Genomic DNA, 22,284 nt, shown 5'->3' with positions numbered 1-22,284 from the left:
CGGCGCGGTATACCGCGCGCGCAACATCCCGCCCGGACGGTGCGGACGGGGCGCGCGGCGGGGCGCCCGGCGGGGCGCCCGGCGGGGCGCGCGGCGGGGCGCGCGGCGGGGCGCCCGGCGGGGCGCGCGGCGGGGCGCCCGTGGTGCGCTCCGGTGCGGCGCCCGTGGTGCGCTCCGGCGCCGGACGACGGAAACCGATCCGCACCACGGTCTTCCGCGGTTCGGATCGGTTTCCGTTGTGCTGCGTGCCTCGGCGTCGGCCTCGGCGTCGGCCTCGTTACTCGGCGTCTTCGTCCTCTTCGGGGTTGAAGTGCGAGTCCTCGTCGGTGATGCCGGCGGCGACACCCTCCGGGTCGTTCGGGATCGTGCCGTCCTTGCCGAGGCCGTCCGTCTTCTCGGTGCCGTCCGGGTCCGGGGTGCTGGTGTCCGTCATGAGGTGCTCCTTCGCGTCACGGGACGCTCACGGTACCCGCGCCGCCTCAGCGCCTCGTCGGAGCGGTGCGCGTCGTGGCGTCTGCGACGGGCAGCACCTCCGTCGTGGCCTCGGCGGCGGGGGTCGTGCCGGCGCGGATGATCTCCGGGCGTCGCCGTGCCCGGAACACCCACGCCTTGAACAGCACGAAGCGGACCAGTGTCGCCACCAGGTTCGCTCCCGTCAGCACCGCGATCTCCGCACCGTGCGAGGACCCGGGTGCCGCGGCGTGCAGCACCACGAGCGACCCGGAGGTGATCGCCCAGGCGATCCCGAACACGACGAGCCCCTGCACGTGGTGCCGCCCGGCGCCGGTCCGCCCGCGCACCCCGAAGGTGAAGCGGCGGTTCAGTGCGGTGTTCCCGATCGCGGTGAGCAGCAGCGCGATGAAGTCCGCCGTCTGCGCGCCGATCGCCGGGCGGAACAGGGCGTAGAGGACGGCGAACGCGATGGTCGATGCGACCCCGATCGCGCCGAAGCGCAGCACCTGCCCGACGATCCCGACGTGCGGCGGCGTGAACGGCCGACGCCCGATCGCGTCGTAGACGTCGGCGATCGGGATCCGCCCGGTCGCGAGACCCCGGGAGACGCGCCACATCCCCCGGAGGTCCTCCGTTGCGGTCGACGCGATCTGCACCGACGAGTTCACGTCGTCCACCCAGTCCACCGGCACCTCGTGGACGCGAAGGCCGGCGTGCTCGGCCAGGACGAGCAGCTCGGTGTCGAAGAACCAGGCGTCGTCCTCGCAGAGCGGCAGGACGTGCTCCGCCGCCTCGCGCGTGATCGCCTTGAACCCGCACTGCGCGTCGGAGAAGGAGACGCCCATCGTGGTGCGGAGCAGCAGGTTGTACGAGCGGGAGATGAACTCGCGCTTCCCGCCGCGGACCACGCGTGCCGAGTCCGCCAGCCGGGTGCCGATCGCCAGGTCCGAGTGCCCGGACAGCAGCGGTGCCACGAGGGGCTCCAGTGCGGCGAGGTCGGTCGACAGGTCCTCGTCGACGTACACGAGCACCCGGGCCTCCGACGCGCCCCAGACGGCCTTGAGCGCCCGCCCCCGGCCCTTCTCGGGCAGGTGCACCGCGTCGACGCCGTCGAGCATCGCGGCCAGGTCGTCGGCGATGCGTGCGGTGTCGTCCGTCGAGGCGTTGTCGGCGATCGTGATCCGCCAGGTGTGGTGCAGCGACGTCCGGCAGAAGGTGTGCAGGCGCCGGACGTGGGCGGCGAGCGTGTCCTGCTCGTTGTAGCAGGGGACGACGATGTCGATGTCGAGGGTCTGGTTCGTCTCCGTCATACCGCTGATGCTCGGCAGCGGGCCTACGGGAACCGATGCACGGTCCTGTGCCGACGGTAAGAACCCCGATCGGACCCCGGAGCGCGGTCAGCCCTGGCGCGGGGCGGGCAGCGACACCGTGAACGCCGTCCGCGCCGGCTCGGACACCACCCGCACCGACCCGCCGTGCGACTCCACGACCGCGCGGACGATGGCGAGCCCGAGTCCGCTCGTCCCGTGCTCCCGCGACCGCGAGGCCTCGCCGCGGGTGAACCGCTCGAACAGGGTCGGCAGCGCGTCGGCGGGGATCGGCGGGCCGTCGTTCGCCACCACGAAGCGGACCTCGTCGGCGACCCGCTGCAGCGACACCACGACGGCCGTCCCGGGCGGTGTGTGCGTCCGGGCGTTCGCGAGCAGGTTCGACACCACCCGGCGCAGCTGCACCTCGTCGCCCGTCACCACGATCGGCTCGTCGTCGACCTGCAGCGTCCAGCGGTGCTCCGGTGCGGTGGCACGGGCGTCCATCGTCGCCTCCACCACGACGGACGTCAGGTCCACCGGGTCCGAGGCGGGCACGGGTGCCGCGGCCGCGTCCAGCCGGGCGAGCAGCAGGAGCTCGTCGACGAGCGACCCCATCCGGACGGCCTCCCGCTGGATCCGGTCGACGTTCTCGTGCAGGGCGTCGACGTCGTCGGACGACGAGGACAGCTCGGCGTACGCGCGCACGGTCGCGATCGGGGTCCGGAGTTCGTGCGAGGCGTCGGCGATGAACGTCCGCATGCCGGCCTCGGCGTCCCGGCGGACCGTGAGTGCGCGGGCCACGTGCCCGAGCAGTCGGTTGAGTGCGGAGCCGACGGCCCCGACCTCGCGGTTCCGGGTGAGGTCGGCGGACTCGACCCGGACGGGGATGTCGGTGTCGCCGCGCTCCAGGTCGAGGGAGGTCACGCTCGAGGCGACCGCCGCGACCCGTTCGAGCGGTCGGAGCGCGCGGCGGACCGTCATCGCACCGGCCCAGAGCGCGACGAGCAGCCCGACGAGCGTCACGCTGCCGATCACGGCCACCAGCCGGACGATGGAGGCGCGGAGGTCGCCGAGCGGGAGCGCGGTCACGTAGACGTCGCCGTCGGACCCGATCGCCTGCGCCCGGTACGTGCCGAGGGAACCGAGGGACACCGTCACGGGGGAGCCGTCCGCGCTGACGGACGACATCGTCGACTCCTGCGCGGCGGTCAGGCCGTGCTGCTGCCCGCGGTCGTCGGTGTACCCGGCGAGCACCGAGGACCCGTCGCGGAAGATCGCGACGACGGTCCCGGCGGCCTGCCCCGGTGCCCCGATGAACGCGTTCGACGGATCCGGACGGTCGGCATCCGTAGACGAGCCAGACCCGGACCCAGACCCGGACCCGGACGACCCGTCCGCAGACGAGCCAGACCCGGACCCAGACCCGGACCCGGACGCCCCGTCCGCAGACGAGCCAGACCCGGATCCAGACCCGGACCCGGACCCCGGCGGACTCCCGTCCCCGGGCCCGAGCGTCCGGCTCGCCGCCGTCGACAGCTCCGCGTCGAGCCGCTCGACCAGGTAGCCCCGGTACGCCACGACGGTGACGACCCCGACGACGACGTTGGTGAGCACGAGCAGCAGTGCCACCGCGCCGACGATCCGCCACCGCAGCGACGGGACCCGACGCACCCCGGCCCTGCTCACGCGACCGGCCGCAGCACGTACCCGGCGCCGCGGACGGTCTGCACGAGCGGCGACCGCCCGGCGTCCAGCTTCCGCCGCAGGTACGACACGTACATGTCGACCAGGTTCGACGACGACCCGAAGTCCATCCCCCACACGTTCGTCAGGATGTTCTCCCGCGACAGCACCCGGTTCGCGTTCCGCGCGAGGTACCGCAGCAGCTCGAACTCGGTCGGGGTCAGCTCGATCGGGGATCCCGCCCGGGTCACGGTCCTGGCGTCCTCGTCGAGCACCATGTCGCCGACGGTGATCCCGGCCGCGGCGCTCGACGCCACCCGGGCCGACGTGCGTGCCAGGATCCGCGCCCGCACCAGCAGCTCGGCCACCCCGAACGGCTTCGTCAGGTAGTCGTCGCCGCCGCGGGTGAGTCCGGCGAGCCGGTCCTCGGACGAGTCCCTGGCGGTGAGGAACAGCACCCGGACGTCGTCGCGGGCGTCCCGGAGCCGGTCGAGCACCTCGAACCCGTCGATGTCGGGCAGCATCACGTCGAGCACGATGACGTCCGGCTGGAAGTCCCGCGCCGCGAACAGCACGTCGCGGCCGCGGTGGACGGCACGCACGGACCAGCCGTCCGCCTCGAACGCGAGGCGGACGGCTTCGGCGAGCGCGTGCTCGTCGTCGACGACGAGGGCACGGACGGGTGTCCCGTCGGTGCGCTGCAGTGGTCGGTCGGCCATCGGGCCGAGCCTACTCACCGCTCGTCAGGTCGTAGACGGTCTGGCCGCCGACGGTCGTGGACTCGTAGTTCGCCGCGACCCACTCCTGGATGGCACTCGCGGTGGACGATCCGCCGCCCATCCCGCCGCCGTTCCCGGAGGTGATGTAGTACGAGATCTCCCCGTCGGCGACGTACGCCTTGAACTCGGCCAGCGTCGGCGTCGGGTCGCTCGACCAGCCGCCGATCGCCATCACGGCGGTGTCCGTGTCGAGCTCCAGCTGCGCCGCGGACTGCGATCCGTCGACGGCGGCGGCCCACGTCGTGTCCGTCGCCTCGAGCAGCTTCTGCAGTGCCGAGGACGTCGAGGCGCTCTCGCCTCCGCCACCGGGCGCGTCGCCACCGGACGGGAGGCTCGTCCCCGACTCTGATCCGCTGGTCCCGTCACCGGGCGCCTCGCCCGCAGTGCCGCCCGGCATCTCGCCGGTCGTCCCGTCCGGCATCTCCGGCGGCGTGCCGCCGGGACCCGTCTGCGAACCGGAGTCCGCGCTGTCGGAACCGCCGTCCTCGGAACCGGAGGTGGTCCCGCCGGGCCCACCCGTGCCTCCCGGCATGCCGCCGCCGCCCATCCCGCCACTGGACGAGCCCGACGGACCGACGCTCGGGATGGAGCCGGAGTGCGCGACGGTGGTCGTGGCCACCGCGTAGGCGGTGGTGCCGGTGAGGCCGAAGAGCGTGCCGGCGAGGACGCCGACGGCGACGAGCTTCCGGAGCGAAGGGACGCTGCCGACGACGATCGCGATCGCGGAGAGCAGACCGCCGGCGAGCATCACCCAGCGCAGCCACGGCAGCCATGTCGGGTTCTCGTTGAGGAGGCACCAGCCCCAGAATGCCGTGATGCCGATCATGGCGGCCAGGCCCAGGCGCCCGGTCATCCGGTTCCTGGCGTTCCAGAGCAGCGCGCCGCCGGTGCCGACCAGGCCCGCGATCGCCGGGGTGAGGGCGACCGTGTAGTACGGGTGGATCGTGCCGGACATGTACGAGAACACGAGGCCGGTGACGATGAGCCACCCGCCCCAGAGGACGAGTCCGGCGCGGACGGGGTCGGCGAGGTGCCGGCGTCCGACGACGACCAGGCCGAGCACGAGTGCGATCAGTGCCGCGGGGAGCAGCCAGGAGATCTCGAGGCCCATCTCCGAGGAGAACAGCCGGTTCAGGCCGGTCGACCCGCCGAACGACGACCCGGCGGTGCCGCCGGTCATCCCGCCTCCGCCGCCGCCGTTGCCCGAGCCGCCGAAGATCCGGCCGAGGCCGTTGTAGCCGAACACCAGGTCGAGGACGGTGTTGTTCGTGGAGCCGCCGATGTACGGCCGGGCGTCCGCGGGCCACAGTGCGACCGCGAGGACCCACCAGCCGGCACCGACGACGAGCGATCCCGCGGCGATCAGGAGCCCGACGATGCGCTTCGGCCACGTCGTGCGGGCCGCGATGAGGTACACGAGGCCGAACGCCGGCAGGACCAGCAGCCCCTGCAGCATCTTCGTCAGGAACGCGAACCCGAGGGCGACGCCGGCGAGTGCGATCCACTTCCAGCTGCCCGTCGGGAGCGCCCGCACGGTGCAGTACGCACCAGCGGTCATCAGCAGGACCAGGAGTGCGTCGGGGTTGTCGAACCGGAACATCAGCGCCGCGGCGGGGGTGGCCGCGACGACGAACCCGGCGAGCAGCGCCCCGACGTTCGCCGTGGTCGCACCGAGGCGGACCAGCGTCCGGCGGACCGTGCCCCACACCAGCGCGACGGACCCGACGGCCATCAGGGCCTGGGGGAGCAGCAGGCTGAAGCTGGAGAAGCCGAACAGCCTGGCGGAGATCACCATCACCCACAGCGATGCCGGCGGCTTGTCGACCGTGATGAAGTTCGACGAGTCGAGGGAGCCGAAGAAGAAGGCCTCCCACGACTTGGTGCCGGCCTGGACGGCGGCGGCGTAGAAGCTGTTCGCGTACCCGGACTCGCTGAGGTTCCAGAGGTACACGACGGCGGTGACGACGAGGAGCAGCCAGAACGCCGGCCGGAGCCAGCGGGCGTCCTCTCGCTCGCCGAGGAAGAGCCGCGCGGCGGCTCGGCGACGGGTCGGCGCACCCGAGTGCGCGCGGTCGCCTCGATCGGTCACGGGTATCGGGTACGTGGTCATGTCAGTGAGCATCCGGGGTGTTCCCCGAACGCCGCCATGCGCTCCCTGTGGCCCGTCTAAGGACTCCGCGCGGAGGTCCCTTCGCGCGTAGGCGGTCCTTTCGCGCGGAGGAAGTCGATTCGCGCGTGGTGGGACGTTCCTTCCGTCCCCCTACGCGCGTTTCGACTTTCCTGGGCGCGCGCGATGGGAAAGAACGGGCGTGGTGGTCAGGCGTAGCGCCGCGCGGCTCGGAGTGCCGCACCCGTGTAGGAGCCGCCGAACAGGAACACGTGCAGCAGCAGCGGGGCGAGCTGGTGCAGCTCGACGCGCTCCTGCCACCCGGACGCCAGCCGGGACTCGGCGTCGTACGCCGCCAGCACGGTCTCCAGTCGCGGCAGCCCGAACAACCCGAGCAGCGCCAGGTCGGTCTCCGCGTGCCCGCCGTGCGCGATCGGGTCGATGAGCACGGCCCCGGTCGGTTCGGTGCTGTCGGTCGGCCAGAGCACGTTGCCCGCCCAGAGGTCCCCGTGCAGTCGCGCCGGCCGGTCCCCGACGAGCGCCGGCTGCGGGGAGCCCAGCGTGCCGTCCTGCACCCGGTCGGCGACCCGGTCGAACACGGCCGCCTCGGCAGCGTCGAACCCGCCGGCGTCGACGATGCGGCGGACGAAGTCCCGGATCCGGTACTCGGCGAAGAACCCGCCCCAGGTCGAGGGCGCGTCGGCGGCGCTGACGAACGGTGTCCGCGATCGGCCCATCCGGAGCGGCCCGTCGGTCGGGAACCCGGGCGGCGGCGCTCCCCAGTGCGGCGCCCCGGCGGCGTGCGTGTGGGCGAGGGAGCGGCCGAAGCGTTCCGCCTGCGCCACGGTCGGGGACCCGTCGGAGATCAGCTCGAGGTCCAGCACGGTCGAGCGTGGGCGGTCGAGCACGCGGGCGGTCCTGGTGCCACCGGCGTCCTCGGCCTCGGCGAGCCACGCCAGGCCGGCGGCCTCGGCTGCGGCTTCGTTCGGGTCGGCGAAGGTCTTCACGTGCGTCTCGGCCATCACCTCATCCTGCCGAGGCCGCCTCCGTGGCGGGTCAGACCGCGTCGACGAGCGCGCTCGTGAGCGGGTTCCACGGGCGGGACGACGGTCCGCTGAGGACCAGCGTGCGCTCGAGCCTCGGGAGCGTCGGCACCATCACCAGGTCCGGCGGCAGCATCACGCGGCCGAGCGTCGGCACGATCGAGACCCCCTCGCCGCGCTGGATCATGCCGAACATCGTGCTCATCTCGCGGACGCGGTGCGCGTAGCGGAAGGGCTGCCCGGCGAGCTCGTGCATCCGCTGGATCTGGTACTCGCACCCGCCGCCGCCCGCGACCAGGCCGTCCTCGTGCAGGTCGTCGAGCGTCAGCGCACCGGCGTCCGCGAGCGGGTGGTCGCGGCGCACGACGGCCGCCATCTCGTCCCGCGCGACCACCACCGCGCCGTCCGGCATCGTCGCGGGGTCGACCAGGACCGCGGCGTCCACCGTGCCGGCCTCGAGCCACTCCGGCATCTCGTCGTCGTCACCCTCGTAGACCTGCACATCGACACCGGGCAGCGTCACCGCCCACAGCTCGCGGAGCCGCGGCAGCAGGCCCTGGCAGACGGTGGGGACCGCGGCGAGCCGCACGGTGCCGCGCGCCGTGCCGGGCCGGACCACGGCCTCCAGGCTGTCGACGGAGGCGAGCACGCTGCGGGCGTGCGGCAACAGGCGTTCACCGAGCGGGGTCGGTGCTGCGGCTCCGCCGCGGCGGAGCACGGGGCCGCCCACCTCGCGCTCCAGGCCGGCGACGGCGTGCGAGACCGCGGACTGCCCGACGCCGAGCGCGGTCGCGGCGAGCGTGAACGAGCCCCGGTCGACGGTCGTGACCAGGGCGCGGAGCTGCGCGATCGTGACGGGCATGTGGTCTCCTCATGGGCGCATGAGGCGGATGCGTTTGCCTCATGCCGTTCGGTGGCTCGACACTAGCGGCATGAACGGCATCCTGTTCGTGCTCGTCGCACTCACCTGGGGATCGAGCTTCCTCTTCATGAAGATCGGCCTCGAGGGTCTCTCGCCCCAGCAGGTCGCGCTCGGTCGGGTCCTGCTCGGTGCCCTGACGCTCGTCGCGATCCTGCTCGTGACGCGTCGTCGGTGGCCCCGGTCGATCCGGCTGTGGGGACACCTGCTCGTCGTGGCGGTGTTCCTCAACGCGGTGCCGTCGTCCCTCGTCGCGTGGGCCGAGCAGACCGTGCCGAGTGGTCTCGCGAGCATCTACAACGCGACCACGCCGATCATGGTGCTGCTCGCGCTGCCCCTGCTGCTGCCGGCGGAACGCCTCCGAGGGCGGCAGCTCGCCGGTGTGCTGCTCGGGATCCTCGGGGTGCTCGTCCTGGTCGGTCCGTGGAGCCTGATCGGCGACCCGGCGGTCCTGGCGACCGTGCCGGGACAGGTCGCGCTGCTCGGGATGACGGCCTGCTACGGGTTCGGTCTGGCGTACATGCGCCGGTTCGTCGCCGGCAGCGGGTACGACGCGATCACCCTGACGACCGTCCAGCTCACGTTGGGCGCGGGGCTGATGCTGCTGGTCGCGCCGTTCACCGCGACGGGCGCCGTGCACCTGGACTGGAGGATAGTGGCCGCGATGGTCGCGCTCGGGTGCCTCGGCACGGGGCTGGCCTACGCGTGGAACACCGGGCTCGTGCAGGCCTGGGGCGCTGCGCGGGCGTCCACGGTGACATACCTGACGCCGGTGGTCGGCGTGGTGCTCGGCGTGCTCGTGCTCGGCGAGCGCGTGCGGTGGAACGAGCCGGTCGGTGGCGTGGTCATCCTGCTCGGCATCGCGCTGGCGTCGGGGGTGCTCCGGCGGCGGGCGCCGCGCGTGCCGCGCGACGCTCGCACCGTGCGAGGCGCCCCCGCAGCGTGCGAGGTTCCGGACAGCGTGCGGGGCTCCTGACGTCGCACGGTGTCCGCAAGCTCGCACACTGCGTGCCCGCGCCCCGCTGCCCCGCGCTCAGCCGATCCGCTCGACCGTGACGTGCCAGCCGAGGGCGGTCGCGCGACGCTCCAGCTCGGACGCGTTCGACCGGCACCGTGAGCCGCCGCCCTCGGGGTAGTACCGCCGGATCGCGGACTCCGGCACGAAGCGTCCGCCGAGCGGGTCGCCCCCGCGGCGCACCTGCCACCAGCGCTCGGTGGCCTGCTCGAGCGCGGACGCGAGCGGCACCTCGACGTCGACGATCCGCAGGCGGTCGTACCCGGCCTCGTCGAGCTCGGAGAGCAGGTCGTCGAGGTAGTCCACGCTCGACAGCGTCCCGTGCACGACCACGTTCTCGCCGTCGCGCAGGGACCGGCGGCGCAGGGTGTCGGCGACGGCGGTGGACTCGGCGTGCACGTACCCGGCGAGCTCGCGACGCTGCACCGGTCGCCCGTCCGCCAGCACCCGGCTCGTCCAGGCGTCGAGCAGCCCGTCGGCCGCGGCCCGGTCGAGCAGGGCGTCCTTGAAGTCGTCGGCGTCGATGTGCCGGTAGTCGTCGAGCTCGGGCATCCGCGCCAGGGCCGTCGTCTTGCCCGCACCGGGCGGACCCGCGGTGACCACCACCGCGAGGGTGCCGTCGTCCGTCGGCGCCGGCGTCCGTGCGGCGTGCTCGGCGAGCAGCGCCTCGTGCAGGCGCAGCCGTTCCGCGGTGTAGAGGAAGCCGTCCGGGGCGTACCGGAGCCGGCTGCTCGCGGCCGGGTCGTCCGTCCACGGGTCGTCGAGGCAGGCCTCCCGCAAGAACGCGGCGAGCTCCGTGGCCGTGCGGTCGCGCAGCTCGCGGTCGCCCAGGTCGGTGGTCACCGGCGGTTCGCCCGGCCGAGTCGGCCCGCGATCGCCTTGCGGACGGTCTCGTACTCGCCCTCGCTGATGAGCCCGTCCTGGAACGCGGCGGCGAGCTCCTTCGCGGTGCCCGTCTGGGCGGCGGCGCTGTCGTAGCCGGCGTCCCGTGCCGGGGTCCGGTGGGTCATCGCCATCGTCGAGAGCTCGCGCACCATGGTGTCCGAGTCGATCAGGCCGGCCTGGCGCTGCGAGATGACCTCGCGCGGTGACGGCCGGGCCGCGGTCAGCCCGCGCCGGGTCAGGCGTCGGGACACCTCCGGCTCGGCGAGGCCCGCGAGCCGGGCGATGTCGCGCTCGGCTACGCCGAGGTCCGCGAGCTCGAAGATGCCGCGGCGGAGCTCCATCTCGGCGAGGTGCTGCTGCTCCCGGCTGTGCAGGACACGGAGCACGGCGGCCCGGACCGAGGCGGCATCGCCGTCCATCCGCGCGGTGAGGGCGTCCACCAGGGACTCCACGTCGTGTCGTGGTCGGCGCCCGGCTCCGCGCCGGGGATCGAGACCCTGCATCTGTGACTCCGTTCCCGCTGCTGCGATCGTATCGCCGTGCGACCGGTGGGGTCCCGAGCCCCGAGGTGGGAGGATCGGGGCATGTGGTGCGGCGGACGACGGTGAGCGCCCGGGACGAGCTCGCGGCACTCGTCACCGACGGCGTCGCGCCGTGGCCGGTCGACATGCCCGCGGCCGAGGACCCCCGGCAGGCGGCGGTCCTCATCCTCTTCGGCGAACTCGACCGGGTCCCGAGCAAGCACAGCTCGCAGGACCCCGACCTCGACGTCCTGCTCCTCGCCCGCGCCGACACCCTCCGCGCCCACCCGGGCCAGGTCGCCTTCCCCGGCGGCCGGCTGGACCCCGGCGACGCCGGCCCGGTCGCCGCCGCACTCCGTGAAGCGCGTGAGGAGACCGGCCTCGACCCGTCGGGCGTGGAGGTGCTCGGCCCGCTCCCCGCGGTCCCGCTCGCGTTCTCCCGGCACATGGTGACCCCCGTGCTCGGCTGGTGGCGCGACCCCTCGCCGGTCCGGGTCGTCGACGTCGCCGAGTCCGCCGCGGTGTTCCGTGTACCCGTCGGTGACCTCCTGGCGCCCGAGCAGCGTGGCGTCACGGTGGTCCGCCGCGACGGCAGGGAGTGGCGTGGCCCGGCGTTCACGGTCACCACCGAGGGCGGCGACCACGTGGTCTGGGGCTTCACCGCGATGCTGCTCGACGCCCTGTTCGACCGCCTCGGCTGGACGGAGCCGTGGGACCACACCCGCGAGATCGCCCTGCCGTCCGTAGGGTGAACGGATGACGTCCCCGGTGCGCCTGCTGTTCGCGTCGTCGCACCCCGGCCCGACGGTCACGGTCACCGTGCTCGCCGCCGTGATCGCCGCCGCCGTCGGTCACCCGTGGTGGCTGGTGCTCCTCGTGGCGCTCACGGTCGTCGCCGGGCAGCTCTCGATCGGCCTCGCGAACGACTGGATCGACGCGGACCGCGACCGCGCCGTCGGACGGTCTGACAAGCCCGTCGCACAGGGGCTCATCGCGGTCGGCACGGTCCGGTCCGCCGCGTTCGGCACGGCCGGGGTCGCGGTGGTCCTCTCGCTGTTCCTCGGACCGGTCGCCGCGGTCGCGCACCTGGTCCTGGTGGCCGCGGGCTGGGCCTACGACGCCGGGCTCAAGCGCTCGGTGTGGTCGGTGGCGCCGTTCGTGGTGGCCTTCGGGCTGCTCCCCGTCGTCGCGGTCTCGGCCGGTCCCGGGCAGCAGTTGCCGGCGGCCTGGGCGATCGCCACGGGAGCCGTGTTCGGCGTCGCCATCCACTGCACGAACGTGTTGCCGGACCTGGTCGACGACGCCGCCACCGGGGTCCGCGGCTTCCCCCACCGGCTCGGCCTGCACGCGTCCGGGATCGTGGCGTTCGGGTCGCTCGTCGTCGCGGCCGGCCTGGTGCTGTTCGGGCAGCTCGCCGGGGACGAACCGGTCCACGGCGTCGGCGTGGCCCTGGCGGTCGCCGGCACGGTGGTCGTGGTCGTGCTGGCCGCGCTCGGCGTGCGCCTGGTGCTCACCGGGCCGCCGACCAGGACGCTCTTCCGCCTGGTCATCGTGTCGTCCCTCGTCCTGGTCGTCGAACTCGGTCTGGCCGGCGCCCGCCTGGTCGCCTGACGCGGGTCAGGCCCACCGCATCGCGTACAGGCGCGCGAGCGCGTCCGCGGACGGGAGGCCCAGCACCGTCCGCAACAGCACCTCACGACCCAGCTGGGTCGGCCCCGGCGCACGCCCACCGAGCGCCATGTTGGCCTCCGCCTGACGCGCCGCCCTGCGGGCAGCCGCCTGCCGGCGGCGGGCGTACGCCGGCCACGGTCCGGCGCTGCCGGTCCGGACGCCATCGGCAAGCAGGGGTGCGAGCTCGGCGGCGTCGAGCCACCCGAGGTTCATGCCCTGTCCGCCGATCGGGCTGATCTCGTGCGCCGCGTCCCCGACCAGGACGACCCGACCCACGCCGACCCGGACGGCCTCGCGCCGCCGGACCCGGAACCCGCTGAGCATCGTGCAGGTGTCCGCGTCGACCCGCGCACCCGTCCGCTCCCGGATCGTCCGCGCGAGCGTGGCGGCATCGACCTCGTCGTCGGCCGTGTCCCCGCGTCCGACGAGTGCGACGTACCGGCGACGCCCGTCCGGCAGCGGGAAGGACTCCACGACCCCGTCCGGCCCCACGTCGACCAGCGCCGAGGACCGCGCCGACCAGGGCTCCGGGTCCGCGAAGTCGCCCATCACGTAGCGGTCCGGGTAGTCCCGCCCGGTGGTCCCGATCGCGAGCAGGTCCCGCACGGTGCTCCGAGCGCCGTCCGCACCCACGACGAAGGACGCACGCGCCGTGACCGGTTCGCCGTCTGGCCCGGTGCCGACCGCGTCGACGTGGTCCCGGCTCCGCTCGAGCGCCGTCAGGGCGACCCCGGTCCGGAGCGCATCGGGAGCGGCAGCGGCGAGACGCTCCCGCAGGATCCGCTCCGTGCGGTGCTGGTCGAGGGTGGCCACGTACGGGTGCGTGTCCGATGCGCGGTCGAACGACAGCGTGCCGAGCACCCGTCCGCGGCTCTGCGCCACGCCGCGGTGCACCAGCGCCGCCTCGGCCAGGACCGGCGCGGCCGCGTCGATCGCGGCGAACGCGTCCAACGACGGCGGGTGGATGCCGATGGCCCGCGAGCCAGCCGGTGCGGCGGTCCGCCGCTCCCACACCTGGACGTCGACGCCCGCGTGCGCGAGGAGCGCGCCGAGGAAGACGCCGACGGGGCCGCCACCGACGACCAGCACGTCGGTCCGCGCTGCGCGCGGCGCCCCGCGCATCACCCGGACGTCCGCGCGGCGGAACGCTCCGCTGCCAACAGGTGCCTGGCCTCCCGGAAGCGACGGCGGAGCCGTTCGACCGGCACCTCGACCGCGTAGGCCGCACCGACGGCGACGAGCACCGCGGCACCCAGCAGCCACGCCCAGGCCCAGTCGCCGAACAGCCCACCGGCGACGGTGCCGAGCAGGGCGATCACGAGCGGGTGCCAGAGGTACGCGGAGTACGAGACACGACGGCCGAACCAGGCCATCGGCGTCCAGGAGAGCGCGATCGACACCGGGCTCCGGACCGAGACCAGACCGCCGATGAGGACCGCCGAGACGATGCCCGTCGCGGGCAGCAGGAAGCCGAACGTCCAGGCGTGCTGCGTCCAGTCGTCGTCGATCCAGAACTGCACGGCCGCCAGCAGCCCGATCCCGACCCAGGTGCCGACGTGCCCGGCGACGCCCGCCGCCCAGCGCCGCACGCGCTCGTCGTCGAGCAGCAGCGCCAGCAGGCACCCGGTCGCGAGCGGCACGACGCCGAGCACGGGGGAGAAGTACACGTCCGGCGTCGAGCCGCCGTGCGGGGTCCGGTAGCTCGCCCACGAGGCGACCGGTGCGCCGACGATCAGCACACCGAGGCCCGCCACCAGGAGCCGGCGTCGTGCCCGGACCGCGAACAGCAGCACCAGGACCGGTGGCCAGACCAGGTAGAACTGCTCCTCCATCGACAGGCTCCACGTGTGCGCGAAGACGCCCTGCGTGGTGTCCCAGAACGAGCGGAACAGGTTGCCGGTGTAGCTCAGCGCGATGAAGGCGGCCTCGCTCGCCGAGAACGTCGCACCCTTGTAGTCGCCGACCCACGACCACAGGGCCAGGCCCGCCACGACCATCACCAGGAGCGCGGGGTAGAGCCGCAGCAGGCGCTTCCCCCAGAACCGGCCGAGGCGCACGCGTCCGGTGCGTCGGCGCTCGCCGAGGAGCAGCGTGGTGATCAGGAAGCCGGAGAGCACGAAGAAGACCGTGACCCCGATGAAGCCGCCCTCGAAGCCGGTGACGTGCAGGTGGTAGAGCATGACGATCGCGATGGCGACGGTGCGCAGGCCGTCGAGCGCCGTGGCGCGTCGGGCGAGCGGTGTCGCGGGTGCGGTGGCCGTCGACCCGGCCGGGGCCGTCGTCGGGCTCGCGCGACGGTCGAGGGTGGTGGTCGTCGACAAGTCGCCTCCCTGGCGCTCCGGGTTCCTGGGACTGCCAGGATGCTCCGGTTCGCCATGAACGGCCTCAGTGTCGGGTCGGCGCGACCAGGCTCGTCAGGGCGTCGAGACGCTCGCGGGCGATGGCAGCGAGCGACCGGTCCTCGGCGGGGGCGATCCACTGCTGGAAGGACAGGTGGAACACCGTCACCCCCGTCTCGGCCGCCAGGGTCGCCGCGGGTTCGGGGACGCCGCGGTCCCGCAGGACCTCGCCGAGCCGCATCTTCAGCGTGGCGAGCTTGCCGAGTTCGCGTTCGCCCAGGGACGGCTCGGCGTCGATGATCGTCTGACGCATCCGGGAGAACGGTCGTCGGTCGTCGGGGAAGTAGTCGCCGGCCGCGGCGAGTGACCGGGCGATGAGCTCGAACGGCGCCGTGTCCGCCGGAGCCGCGGTGATCGGGTCGATGAACAGCGCGAGGAAGTCGTCCTGCCCGGCGAACAGCACCTCGCGCTTGTCGGCGAAGTGCCGGAAGAAGGTGCGCTCCGTGACCTCGGCTGCGGCCGCGATCTCGACGACCGTCGTGCGCTCGAACCCCTGCTCGGCGAACAGCCGCAGCGCGACGGCCTGCAGTCGCTCGCGTGTTCCTGGTTGCCATCGGGCCATGGGGAGAGTCTACTGATGACAGCGGCTGACATCGAGGTGTACAGTGATGTCAGTTGATGACATCACTCGTCACCGACAGTGCGTCAGGAAGGACACACCATGCGCGTATTCGTCACCGGAGCATCCGGCTGGATCGGCTCCGCCACCGTCGACGAGCTCGTCGCCGCCGGACACCAGGTCACCGGGCTCGCTCGCTCGGACGCCTCCGCCGCCGCGGTCCAGGCAGCCGGCGCCACCGTGATCCGCGGGGACCTCGACGACCTCGACGCGATCCGTCACGGGGCCGAGGACGCCGAGGGTGTCGTGCACCTCGCCAACAAGCACGACTGGGCGAACCCCGCCGCCACGAACGCGGCGGAGCGTGCCGCGGTCGAGACCATCGGCACCGCGCTCGTCGGCACCGATCGCCCGTTCGTCGTCGCATCCGGGATCGCCGGGCTCGCCGGGGACCGCCCGGCGCTGGAGACCGACCCGAACCCGTTCGTCGGCCCGGACGCCATGCGCGGCGGCAGCGAGAACCGTGCCCTCGACTTCGTCGACCAGGGCGTGCGCTCCATCGCCGCCCGGTTCGCCCCGACCGTGCACGGCGCCGGTGACCACGGCTTCATCGCGCTCATCGTGGCCGCTGCGCAGCGGCACGGCGTCTCGGCCTACGTCGGTGAGGGCACGAACAACTGGTCGGCTGTGCACCGCTCCGACGCCGCACGACTCGTGCGACTCGGGCTGGAGGGCGCTCCCGCCGGCACCCGCATGCACGCCACCGCCGAGACGGCCGTCTCGACCCGGTCCATCGCCGAGGCCATCGGTGAGGGACTCGGGCTGCCGGTGACCTCGGTCGACCCGGCCGATGCCGTCGAGCACTTCGGCTTCATCGGGCAGTTCTTCGGCATGGAGATGTCCGGCGACTCCACGGCGACGCGGGAGCTCCTGGGCTGGGAGCCCACCGGACCGACCCTCGCCGAGGACATCGCCGCGGGCGCGTACTTCGACGTGCGCGTCGCGTAGCAGCCGCCGACGCCCGCGACCGGACCCTGGCGGGACCTGCTCGGCCTACTCGGCCTTCTGCATCTGCCAGGGCTCCGGCTCGCGGTCGCCGTTCGGGCGCACCGGACGGACGTCGCCCACGATCGGGATCGAGCGCTTCCGCATGAACCACAGGTAGCGCACGAAGAAGTGCGACAGCGTCGAGAGCCGGTTCCCGTTGCCGAGCAGCGACGCGATGTGCACCGCGACCCACGCCGCCCAGGCCACCGGCCCGACCATCGTGATGCCGCCGCGCAGCTGTGCGACCGCGGCGTTCGTGCCGATCGTCGCCATCGTGCCCTTGTCGTGGTACTTCAGGTGCTCGGTCGGCTTGCCCTCGAGCACCCGGACGATCTGCTTCGCGATGTGCTTGCCGCCCTGCAGCGCCGGCTGGGCGAGCTGGGCGAGGGCGTCGTCTTGTGCGGCGATGTCCCCGGCCGCCCAGATGCCGTCGACGCCCTGCACGCTGAGGTCGTCGTTCACCTTGATGCGGCCACCGTTCGTCTGCGGCATGCCCCAGTTCGAGACCTCTTTGTGGGCGGCCACGCCGGTCGCCCAGATGACCTGCGAGGCCGGGATGAACTCCCCGCTCGCGGTCATCACGCCGTCCTGGCGGACCTCGGAGACGCCGGTGTTCAGGCGCAGGATCACGCCGCGCTTCCGCAGCACCTTCGCCGCGTACCGACGCAGTCGCGGGGCGAATGGCTTCAGCAGCTCGCCGCTCCGGTGCACGAGCGTGATGGTGATGTTGCCGCGGAGGATCTCCGGGTACGCGCCCTCGAGTGCCTGGTCGCGGAGCTCCGCGAGCGCGCCGGCCATCTCGACGCCGGTCGCGCCGCCGCCCACGATGACGATCTTGATCTCGTCGGGACCCTGGTTCGCCGCGGCTTCCTCGAGCCGGGTGAACAGCTCGTCGCGGATGCGGAGGGCCTGCGAGCGCGAGTACATCGAGTACGCGTACTCGTACGCTCCGGGCGTGCCGAAGTAGCTCGTGTTCACGCCGTTCGCCAGGATCAGCTGGTCGTAGTGCAGGTGCTCGCCGTCCGACATCTCGGCGACCTTCGCGACGGAGTCGATGCCGGTGAGCAGGCCGTGCCGGAACTCCGCGTTGTCCTGTCGGGCGCGCAGGCTCCGCAGGAAGTACGTCACGTCGCCGGCGTTCAGACCGCCGGTCGCCACCTGGTACATGAGCGGCTGGAACATGTTGTAGACGTGGCGGTCGACGAGGGTGACCCGGACCGGGGCGTCCGCGAGCTCCCGCATGGCGGCGACGCCGGCGAATCCACCCCCGACGATGACGACGTGCGGGCGGGTGTCCTGCGGCATGGTGAGCTCCGGGGTTGTGCGGTGAACGGCACCCCCAACGGTACGCCGGTTCCGGCGTCCGTCGGTCCACGGCCGTTCCGGACGGGAGGCCCGGCTCGGCCCCGTCAGTCGGCGCGCAGCCCGTAGGTGCTCACGACGTTCCCCTTGCTCGTCACCGTCGAGTCGACCAGACGCAGGCGCGTGGCCGGGTCGGTCGACTCGAAGAGCTTCCGGCCTCCGCCCGCGATGGCCGGGTGGACCATCAGCTGCAGCTCGTCCAACAGGCCGGCGAAGAGCAGGCTGCGGACGAGGGTGATGCTCCCGCACACCGCGATGTCGGCACCGTCCCGCTGCTTGAGCTCCCGGACGAAGTCGTGGACGTCACCCGGGATCCTGGTGGTGTTCTGCCACGCGAGGTCGTCGCCGAGCGTGGTCGACGCCACGTGCTTCTCGATCGGGTTGATCCACTGCCCGAACGGGTCATCGGGGTGGGCCGGCCACCACTCGGCCCACTCCAAGTAGCTGTTCCGGCCGAGGAGCACGGTGTCGGTGCGGGCCATGAACGCCCCCATCCCGGCACCGAGCTCGTCGTCGAAGCTGTCGTACTGGAACTTGAACGGGTCCTGCACGACGCCGTCGACCGACGTGAACAGCCCTGCCGTCACCTTGCGCATGCTCGGAGGGTAGCGCTCAGCTGTTCGAACCGGAACCGCTCGTCCCGGTTCCGGTTCCGGTTCCGGTTCCGGTTCCGGTTCCGCTGCCCTGGCCCGGCAGCTGGTTGGTGCCGCCGTTCGTCCCACCGTTCGTCCCGCCCATCCCGCCCGTCCCGCCGGGGAAGCCGCCGGTGCCGTTCCCCGGCACCTGCGTCGTCGACTGGCTCTGGTGCGCACCGATGGCATGCCCGATCGCGAAACCGGCACCGCCGCCCGCCAGGAGCGCGGCCAGCCCGACCGCCACCGCGATCACGGGCCAGAACCACGGCGGCCTCGGCTTGCCGGCGCGCTGTCCGTACGGCGCCGCGTTGCCGTACCAGGCGGTCGGTCCGGCCGCGGCGGACGGCTGCCCGTTCCAGGCGCCGGTGTCTGCGCGGGAGGACGGCTGGCCCCACTGGTGCTGCTCGTACTGGGACTGCTGGGACTGCTGTCCGTACTGGTCGTACTGCTGTCCGTACTGTCCGTACTGGTCGTGCGCGGCCGCCGGCTCGGCGGTCGCGGTGGTGGTCGACGACGGCGCCGGTGCCGCTGCCCACCCGCTCGTCGTGTCCGTCGGAGTCGGCTCGGCGGCCGTGGCCTGCTCGTGCTGGTTCTCACTCATGGACGCAGTCCAGCGCGTCTGTCTATGGACAGACGATGACGACGCTGCCGTCCCGCTGCGAATGGACGGTGGCCACCAGCCGCCGGTGCGTACGGTCGAGGTGTGGGTGCACTCGTGGAGCCGGTCGGTGGAGACGGAGCACCCGTCCGGGTGGGACTCCTCCGGCGGGCGTGGTGGGCCGTGGTCGACTGGTTCTACGCCGCGCTCTGGCAGGTCCGGAGCCTCGGGCCGACCACCGCCGACGACTACCGGACCGGGGACGGGCAGCCCGTCGTGGTGATCCCGGGCGTCTACGAGACCTGGCACTTCATGCGCCCGCTGATGGACGCGCTGCACGACCGAGGGCACCCCGTGCACGTGGTCGCGGTCTTGCGGCACAACCTCCGGCCGGTCCCGGAGTCGGCGGCGGACGTGATGGCGTACCTCGAGGACCACGACCTGCGCAGCGTCCTCGTCGTGGCGCACAGCAAGGGCGGGCTGATCGGGAAGTACGCGATGACGCAGCTCGACCACGACGGCAGGATCGACCGGATGGTCGCCGTGTCGACCCCGTTCGGCGGTTCCGCCTACGCGAACCTGGCGCCCGTGCCGCACCTGCGGGCGTTCCGCGCGACGGACCCGGTGCTGTCGGCGCTCGGTCGGGAGCGCGAGGCGAACGCCCGGATCACCTCCGTCTACGGGGTCTTCGACACGCTCATCCCCGGGGGCAGTGCGCTCACCGGGGCCTCGAACGTGCGGGTGCCCGTCGGCGGCCACTTCCGGATCCTGGCGGACGCCAGGGCCCGCGACGCGGTGCTCGCCGCGGCCGCCCCGCGCTGACGCGCCCGCGCCCGGGCCGCGCCCGCGCGCCCGCGCGCCCGCAGTGTGCGAGGTTCCGGACAGTGTGCGGCGCGCGGGGCCTCGCACACTGTCCGGGAGGCCGCACACTGCGGGTGCCCCCTCGCACGGTGCGAGGGTCAGGCTCCGGCCCAGTGCGGGTGCCCCCTCGCGCGGTGCGAGGGTCAGGCTCCGGGGAGGAACAGGCAGAAGGGGTGCCCGTCGGGGTCGAGCAGCACCCGGACGTCGTCCTGCGGCTGGTACTCGGCCTGCGTCGCGCCGAGGGACTCCGCACGCGCGACCGCTGCCGGCAGGTCCTCGACCTGGAAGTCGAGGTGCAGCTGCATGCCCGGGGCGTCCTTCGTCCCGGGCCACGTCGGTGGGACCCACTCCGGTTCGAACTGCACCGAGAGCCCCGGGCCGTCCTCGGGGCGGATGCGCGCCCAGGTCGGGTCGTCCTCGTACACGGTCCAGCCGGTCAGCGCGCCGTAGAACCGGGCGAGCTCGAGCGGCGACGGGGACTGGAGCACGGTGGCGGCGAGCGTCGGCATCGACGGGTCGGTGGCGGTCATGCCGCGGAGCGTACGCCCGCGGCCGCGCCATCGTGCGGCGGGTCGGCGTGCGGGGGTCAGCGGCGGCCGACGCTCGCGCGCTCGACGATGCGGTGCGGGATCACGACGGTCGACGGGGGAGCGTCGCGGTCGGCGATACGGGCCGTGAGCAGGTCGAGCGCGGCGTCCGCGAAGGCCCGGCGGTCGAAGGCCACCGTCGTCAGTGCGGGGATGGCGTACGCGGCCCCGTCGATGTCGTCGAACCCGACCACGCTGACCTGGTCCGGCACGCGGATGCCCCTGGCCGCCAGGACGTGCAGCACGCCGAACGCGATCGAGTCCGTGAACGCGAAGACCGCGTCGGGCAGCGGGTCGTCGCCGAGCGTGTCGAGCCAGTCGGCGAACGCGGTCGCCGCATCGCCGGTCGACCAACCCGTCAGCGGGATCCGGAGTGCCGGGTCGAGTGGCAGTCCGGCGTCGAGGAGCGCGGACTCGTACCCGCGCACCCGCAGTTCGCTCGTCGCCGTGACCCGGGTCCGGTCGGCGGCCATGTCCGGGGCGCCGATCGCGGCGATGCGCCGGTGCCCGCGGTCGAGCAGGTACGTCGTGACCTCGTGCGCCGCGGCCCGGCTGTCGACGTGCACCTGGTCGACGTGCTCGGGCTCGACCTCGCCGATGACGACGGTCGGCGGCAGCCCCGCGGTGGAGGCCAGGACGCTGGCGCTCAACGACACCGGGTTGAGCACGAGGCCGTCGACCAGGTGCGCCCGCGCCCGGGAGACCAGCTGTCGCTCGCGTTCCGGGTCGTTCGCGGTCTGGTCGAGCTGCACCACCCAGTCGCGGTCACGGGCGAGCTCGACGAACCAGCGCGCGAGTTCGGCGGAGTACGCGCTGCTCATCTCCGGCAGGGTCAGCGCGATCGCTCCCGAGCGGCCGTTCCGCAGGCCGCGAGCGGAGAGGTTCGGCACGTAGTCGAGTTGTTCGAGCGCCCGCTCGACGCGTTCCCGGGTGTCCGGGCGCACGACCACGCCGCCGTTGATGACGTTGGAGACGGTCTTCGGCGAGACCCCGGCGAGGGCCGCGACGTCCCGCACGGTCGCACGCATGGAGCAACCGTAGCGCGGCGGTCAGGGACGCACGTACCGGTGCACGTGCGTGACGTACGGCACGGGTACCGTTGAGCGGCCGGCGGTCTCCGGTGCCGTGTCGAGCAGCTCATCGACGTCGCGGAGCAGTGCCGCCCGGGCATCGGACGGCATCACGATCACGTAGCTCCGCGATGCCACCATGTCGAGGAAGTCCGACCGGGACTGCTCGTGCACCCAGGGGAACGTCCGGTACTCGACGGCGTCGAAGGGCTCGCCGACGAGCGGGTGGTCGTACTGGGTGATCCGGGACTCCGGGCGGGTGAGGAGTTCCCCGAGCCGCGCCGACCACGGCAGGGTCTCGTCGCGGATGTTCCAGACAAGGCCGAGGACGCCTCCGGGGCGCAGCACGCGGGCGACCTCGTGTGCGCCGGCCGTCGGGTCCACCCAGTGCCAGGACTGCGCGAACGTGACGAGGTCGGCGGCAGCGTCCGCGAGCGGGATCGCCTCGCCGGAGCCGTCGAGCACCGAGACCCCGGGCAGCGCGTCGGTCAACCGTGCCCGCATCGCGGCGTCGGGCTCGACCGCCGTCACCTCGGACGCCCGGGGCAGCAGCGTGCGTGTGAACTTCCCGGTGCCGGCTCCGACGTCGACCGCTCGCGCCACCGGCTCGGGTGCCAACCACTCCGCCACCGCGGCCGGGTACCCGGGGCGGCCCCGCTCGTACGCGTCCGCCGCGGCTCCGAACGAGTGTGCGTGCTGCTCGAAGGTCATGCGACCAGCCTGCCACCGAGCGTCCGGGTGCGGGTGAGCGGTCACTGGATCGCTACAAGTCGCTACAAC

General features: G+C 73.3%; 23 protein-coding genes. 5 read left to right on the top strand and 18 right to left on the bottom strand.

Translation table 11 applies throughout. The features are described 5' to 3' along the window. Positions 1 to 277 precede the first annotated feature (277 nt). The 7 genes from ACIPJY_RS14530 to ACIPJY_RS14500 form a co-directional block, all read right to left on the bottom strand. Entirely contained in the window at positions 278 to 433 is a 156-nt protein-coding gene (locus ACIPJY_RS14530; RefSeq protein WP_400461070.1) for a hypothetical protein, read from the bottom strand. A gap of 46 nt (positions 434 to 479) precedes the next feature. Continuing rightward, a complete protein-coding gene (locus tag ACIPJY_RS14525; protein ID WP_400461072.1) occupies positions 480 to 1,763 on the bottom strand; it encodes a glycosyltransferase in 1,284 nt (427 codons plus the stop codon). 87 nt (positions 1,764 to 1,850) lie between these two features. Further along, positions 1,851 to 3,434: a sensor histidine kinase gene (locus tag ACIPJY_RS14520; RefSeq protein WP_400461074.1), complete on the bottom strand. Its 1,584-nt coding sequence runs from the start codon at positions 3,432 to 3,434 to the stop codon at positions 1,851 to 1,853. Positions 3,435 to 3,445: 11 nt separating this feature from the next. Further along, positions 3,446 to 4,165, bottom strand: coding sequence for a response regulator transcription factor (locus ACIPJY_RS14515; protein WP_400461075.1), 720 nt, complete (start codon positions 4,163 to 4,165; stop codon positions 3,446 to 3,448). A 10-nt stretch (positions 4,166 to 4,175) separates the two neighbouring features. Further along, a complete protein-coding gene (locus tag ACIPJY_RS14510) occupies positions 4,176 to 6,335 on the bottom strand; it encodes an ArnT family glycosyltransferase (protein WP_400468213.1) in 2,160 nt (719 codons plus the stop codon). A gap of 206 nt (positions 6,336 to 6,541) precedes the next feature. Beyond that, the gene (locus ACIPJY_RS14505; RefSeq protein WP_400461077.1) at positions 6,542 to 7,354 is read right to left on the bottom strand and encodes a fructosamine kinase family protein; all 813 of its coding nucleotides are present in this window, start codon (positions 7,352 to 7,354) and stop codon (positions 6,542 to 6,544) included. A 34-nt stretch (positions 7,355 to 7,388) separates the two neighbouring features. Next, positions 7,389 to 8,237: a LysR family transcriptional regulator gene (locus ACIPJY_RS14500; RefSeq protein ID WP_400461078.1), complete on the bottom strand. Its 849-nt coding sequence runs from the start codon at positions 8,235 to 8,237 to the stop codon at positions 7,389 to 7,391. A 70-nt stretch (positions 8,238 to 8,307) separates the two neighbouring features. Between ACIPJY_RS14500 and ACIPJY_RS14495 the strand changes: the two genes are divergently transcribed. Beyond that, the gene (locus ACIPJY_RS14495) at positions 8,308 to 9,270 is read left to right on the top strand and encodes a DMT family transporter (RefSeq protein WP_400461079.1); all 963 of its coding nucleotides are present in this window, start codon (positions 8,308 to 8,310) and stop codon (positions 9,268 to 9,270) included. 57 nt (positions 9,271 to 9,327) lie between these two features. On the opposite strand, the gene ACIPJY_RS14490 is transcribed toward ACIPJY_RS14495, so the two are convergent. Together ACIPJY_RS14490 and ACIPJY_RS14485 are read right to left on the bottom strand one after the other, a co-directional pair. Then, positions 9,328 to 10,152 (bottom strand): zeta toxin family protein, encoded by an 825-nt coding sequence (locus ACIPJY_RS14490; RefSeq protein WP_400461080.1) that lies wholly within the window; start codon positions 10,150 to 10,152, stop codon positions 9,328 to 9,330. Then, positions 10,149 to 10,634: a hypothetical protein gene (locus tag ACIPJY_RS14485; protein WP_400461081.1), complete on the bottom strand. Its 486-nt coding sequence runs from the start codon at positions 10,632 to 10,634 to the stop codon at positions 10,149 to 10,151. The genes ACIPJY_RS14490 and ACIPJY_RS14485 overlap by 4 nt, the downstream gene beginning before the upstream one ends. A 227-nt stretch (positions 10,635 to 10,861) precedes the next feature. Between ACIPJY_RS14485 and ACIPJY_RS14480 the strand changes: the two genes are divergently transcribed. Both ACIPJY_RS14480 and ACIPJY_RS14475 read left to right on the top strand, forming a co-directional pair. Beyond that, positions 10,862 to 11,467 carry an NUDIX hydrolase gene (locus tag ACIPJY_RS14480; RefSeq protein WP_400462315.1) on the top strand — a complete coding sequence of 202 codons (606 nt, stop codon included), beginning with the start codon at positions 10,862 to 10,864 and terminating at the stop codon, positions 11,465 to 11,467. Positions 11,468 to 11,471: 4 nt separating this feature from the next. After that, positions 11,472 to 12,326 (top strand): UbiA family prenyltransferase, encoded by an 855-nt coding sequence (locus tag ACIPJY_RS14475; RefSeq protein WP_400461082.1) that lies wholly within the window; start codon positions 11,472 to 11,474, stop codon positions 12,324 to 12,326. 6 nt (positions 12,327 to 12,332) lie between these two features. Here the strand turns inward: ACIPJY_RS14475 and ACIPJY_RS14470 are convergent, their stop codons facing one another. From ACIPJY_RS14470 to ACIPJY_RS14460, 3 genes are all read right to left on the bottom strand, one after another. Next, positions 12,333 to 13,508 carry an FAD-dependent oxidoreductase gene (locus tag ACIPJY_RS14470; RefSeq protein ID WP_400461083.1) on the bottom strand — a complete coding sequence of 392 codons (1,176 nt, stop codon included), beginning with the start codon at positions 13,506 to 13,508 and terminating at the stop codon, positions 12,333 to 12,335. Then, positions 13,508 to 14,707, bottom strand: a complete 1,200-nt coding sequence (locus ACIPJY_RS14465) for an acyltransferase family protein (protein WP_400461084.1) — start codon at positions 14,705 to 14,707, stop codon at positions 13,508 to 13,510. The genes ACIPJY_RS14470 and ACIPJY_RS14465 overlap by 1 nt, the downstream gene beginning before the upstream one ends. 64 nt (positions 14,708 to 14,771) lie before the next feature. Beyond that, on the bottom strand, positions 14,772 to 15,347 hold the full coding sequence (locus tag ACIPJY_RS14460) for a TetR/AcrR family transcriptional regulator (RefSeq protein WP_400461085.1): 576 nt from the start codon (positions 15,345 to 15,347) through the stop codon (positions 14,772 to 14,774). Between the two features lie 99 nt (positions 15,348 to 15,446). On the opposite strand from ACIPJY_RS14460, the gene ACIPJY_RS14455 reads away from it, so the two are divergent. Continuing rightward, the gene (locus tag ACIPJY_RS14455) at positions 15,447 to 16,352 is read left to right on the top strand and encodes an SDR family oxidoreductase (protein ID WP_400461086.1); all 906 of its coding nucleotides are present in this window, start codon (positions 15,447 to 15,449) and stop codon (positions 16,350 to 16,352) included. A gap of 45 nt (positions 16,353 to 16,397) precedes the next feature. Here the strand turns inward: ACIPJY_RS14455 and ACIPJY_RS14450 are convergent, their stop codons facing one another. The 3 genes from ACIPJY_RS14450 to ACIPJY_RS14440 all read right to left on the bottom strand — a co-directional run bounded on the left by ACIPJY_RS14450 (position 16,398) and on the right by ACIPJY_RS14440 (position 18,989). Continuing rightward, entirely contained in the window at positions 16,398 to 17,696 is a 1,299-nt protein-coding gene (locus tag ACIPJY_RS14450; protein WP_400461088.1) for an NAD(P)/FAD-dependent oxidoreductase, read from the bottom strand. 104 nt (positions 17,697 to 17,800) lie between these two features. Further along, on the bottom strand, positions 17,801 to 18,349 hold the full coding sequence (locus tag ACIPJY_RS14445; RefSeq protein WP_400461090.1) for a dihydrofolate reductase family protein: 549 nt from the start codon (positions 18,347 to 18,349) through the stop codon (positions 17,801 to 17,803). 16 nt (positions 18,350 to 18,365) lie between these two features. Continuing rightward, positions 18,366 to 18,989, bottom strand: coding sequence for a hypothetical protein (locus ACIPJY_RS14440; protein ID WP_400461092.1), 624 nt, complete (start codon positions 18,987 to 18,989; stop codon positions 18,366 to 18,368). A 102-nt stretch (positions 18,990 to 19,091) separates the two neighbouring features. Here ACIPJY_RS14440 and ACIPJY_RS14435 point away from each other — a divergent pair, with 102 nt between their 5' ends. Continuing rightward, a complete protein-coding gene (locus ACIPJY_RS14435) occupies positions 19,092 to 19,808 on the top strand; it encodes an esterase/lipase family protein (RefSeq protein ID WP_400461094.1) in 717 nt (238 codons plus the stop codon). A gap of 182 nt (positions 19,809 to 19,990) precedes the next feature. Here the strand turns inward: ACIPJY_RS14435 and ACIPJY_RS14430 are convergent, their stop codons facing one another. From ACIPJY_RS14430 to ACIPJY_RS14420, 3 genes are read right to left on the bottom strand one after another with little or no spacing between them, the layout of a single operon-like run. Continuing rightward, the gene (locus tag ACIPJY_RS14430; protein ID WP_400461096.1) at positions 19,991 to 20,377 is read right to left on the bottom strand and encodes a VOC family protein; all 387 of its coding nucleotides are present in this window, start codon (positions 20,375 to 20,377) and stop codon (positions 19,991 to 19,993) included. Between the two features lie 56 nt (positions 20,378 to 20,433). Continuing rightward, positions 20,434 to 21,462, bottom strand: a complete 1,029-nt coding sequence (locus ACIPJY_RS14425; RefSeq protein ID WP_400461098.1) for a LacI family DNA-binding transcriptional regulator — start codon at positions 21,460 to 21,462, stop codon at positions 20,434 to 20,436. A 21-nt stretch (positions 21,463 to 21,483) separates the two neighbouring features. Next, positions 21,484 to 22,215, bottom strand: coding sequence for a class I SAM-dependent methyltransferase (locus ACIPJY_RS14420; RefSeq protein ID WP_400461100.1), 732 nt, complete (start codon positions 22,213 to 22,215; stop codon positions 21,484 to 21,486). Positions 22,216 to 22,284: the final 69 nt, after the last annotated feature.

Source organism: Curtobacterium sp. NPDC090223 (genome assembly GCF_044746585.1).
Taxonomy (GTDB): Bacteria; Actinomycetota; Actinomycetes; order Actinomycetales; family Microbacteriaceae; genus Curtobacterium.
The sequence above is the reverse complement of the archived record's forward strand: the minus strand, read 5'-3'. Positions and strand labels throughout refer to the sequence as shown.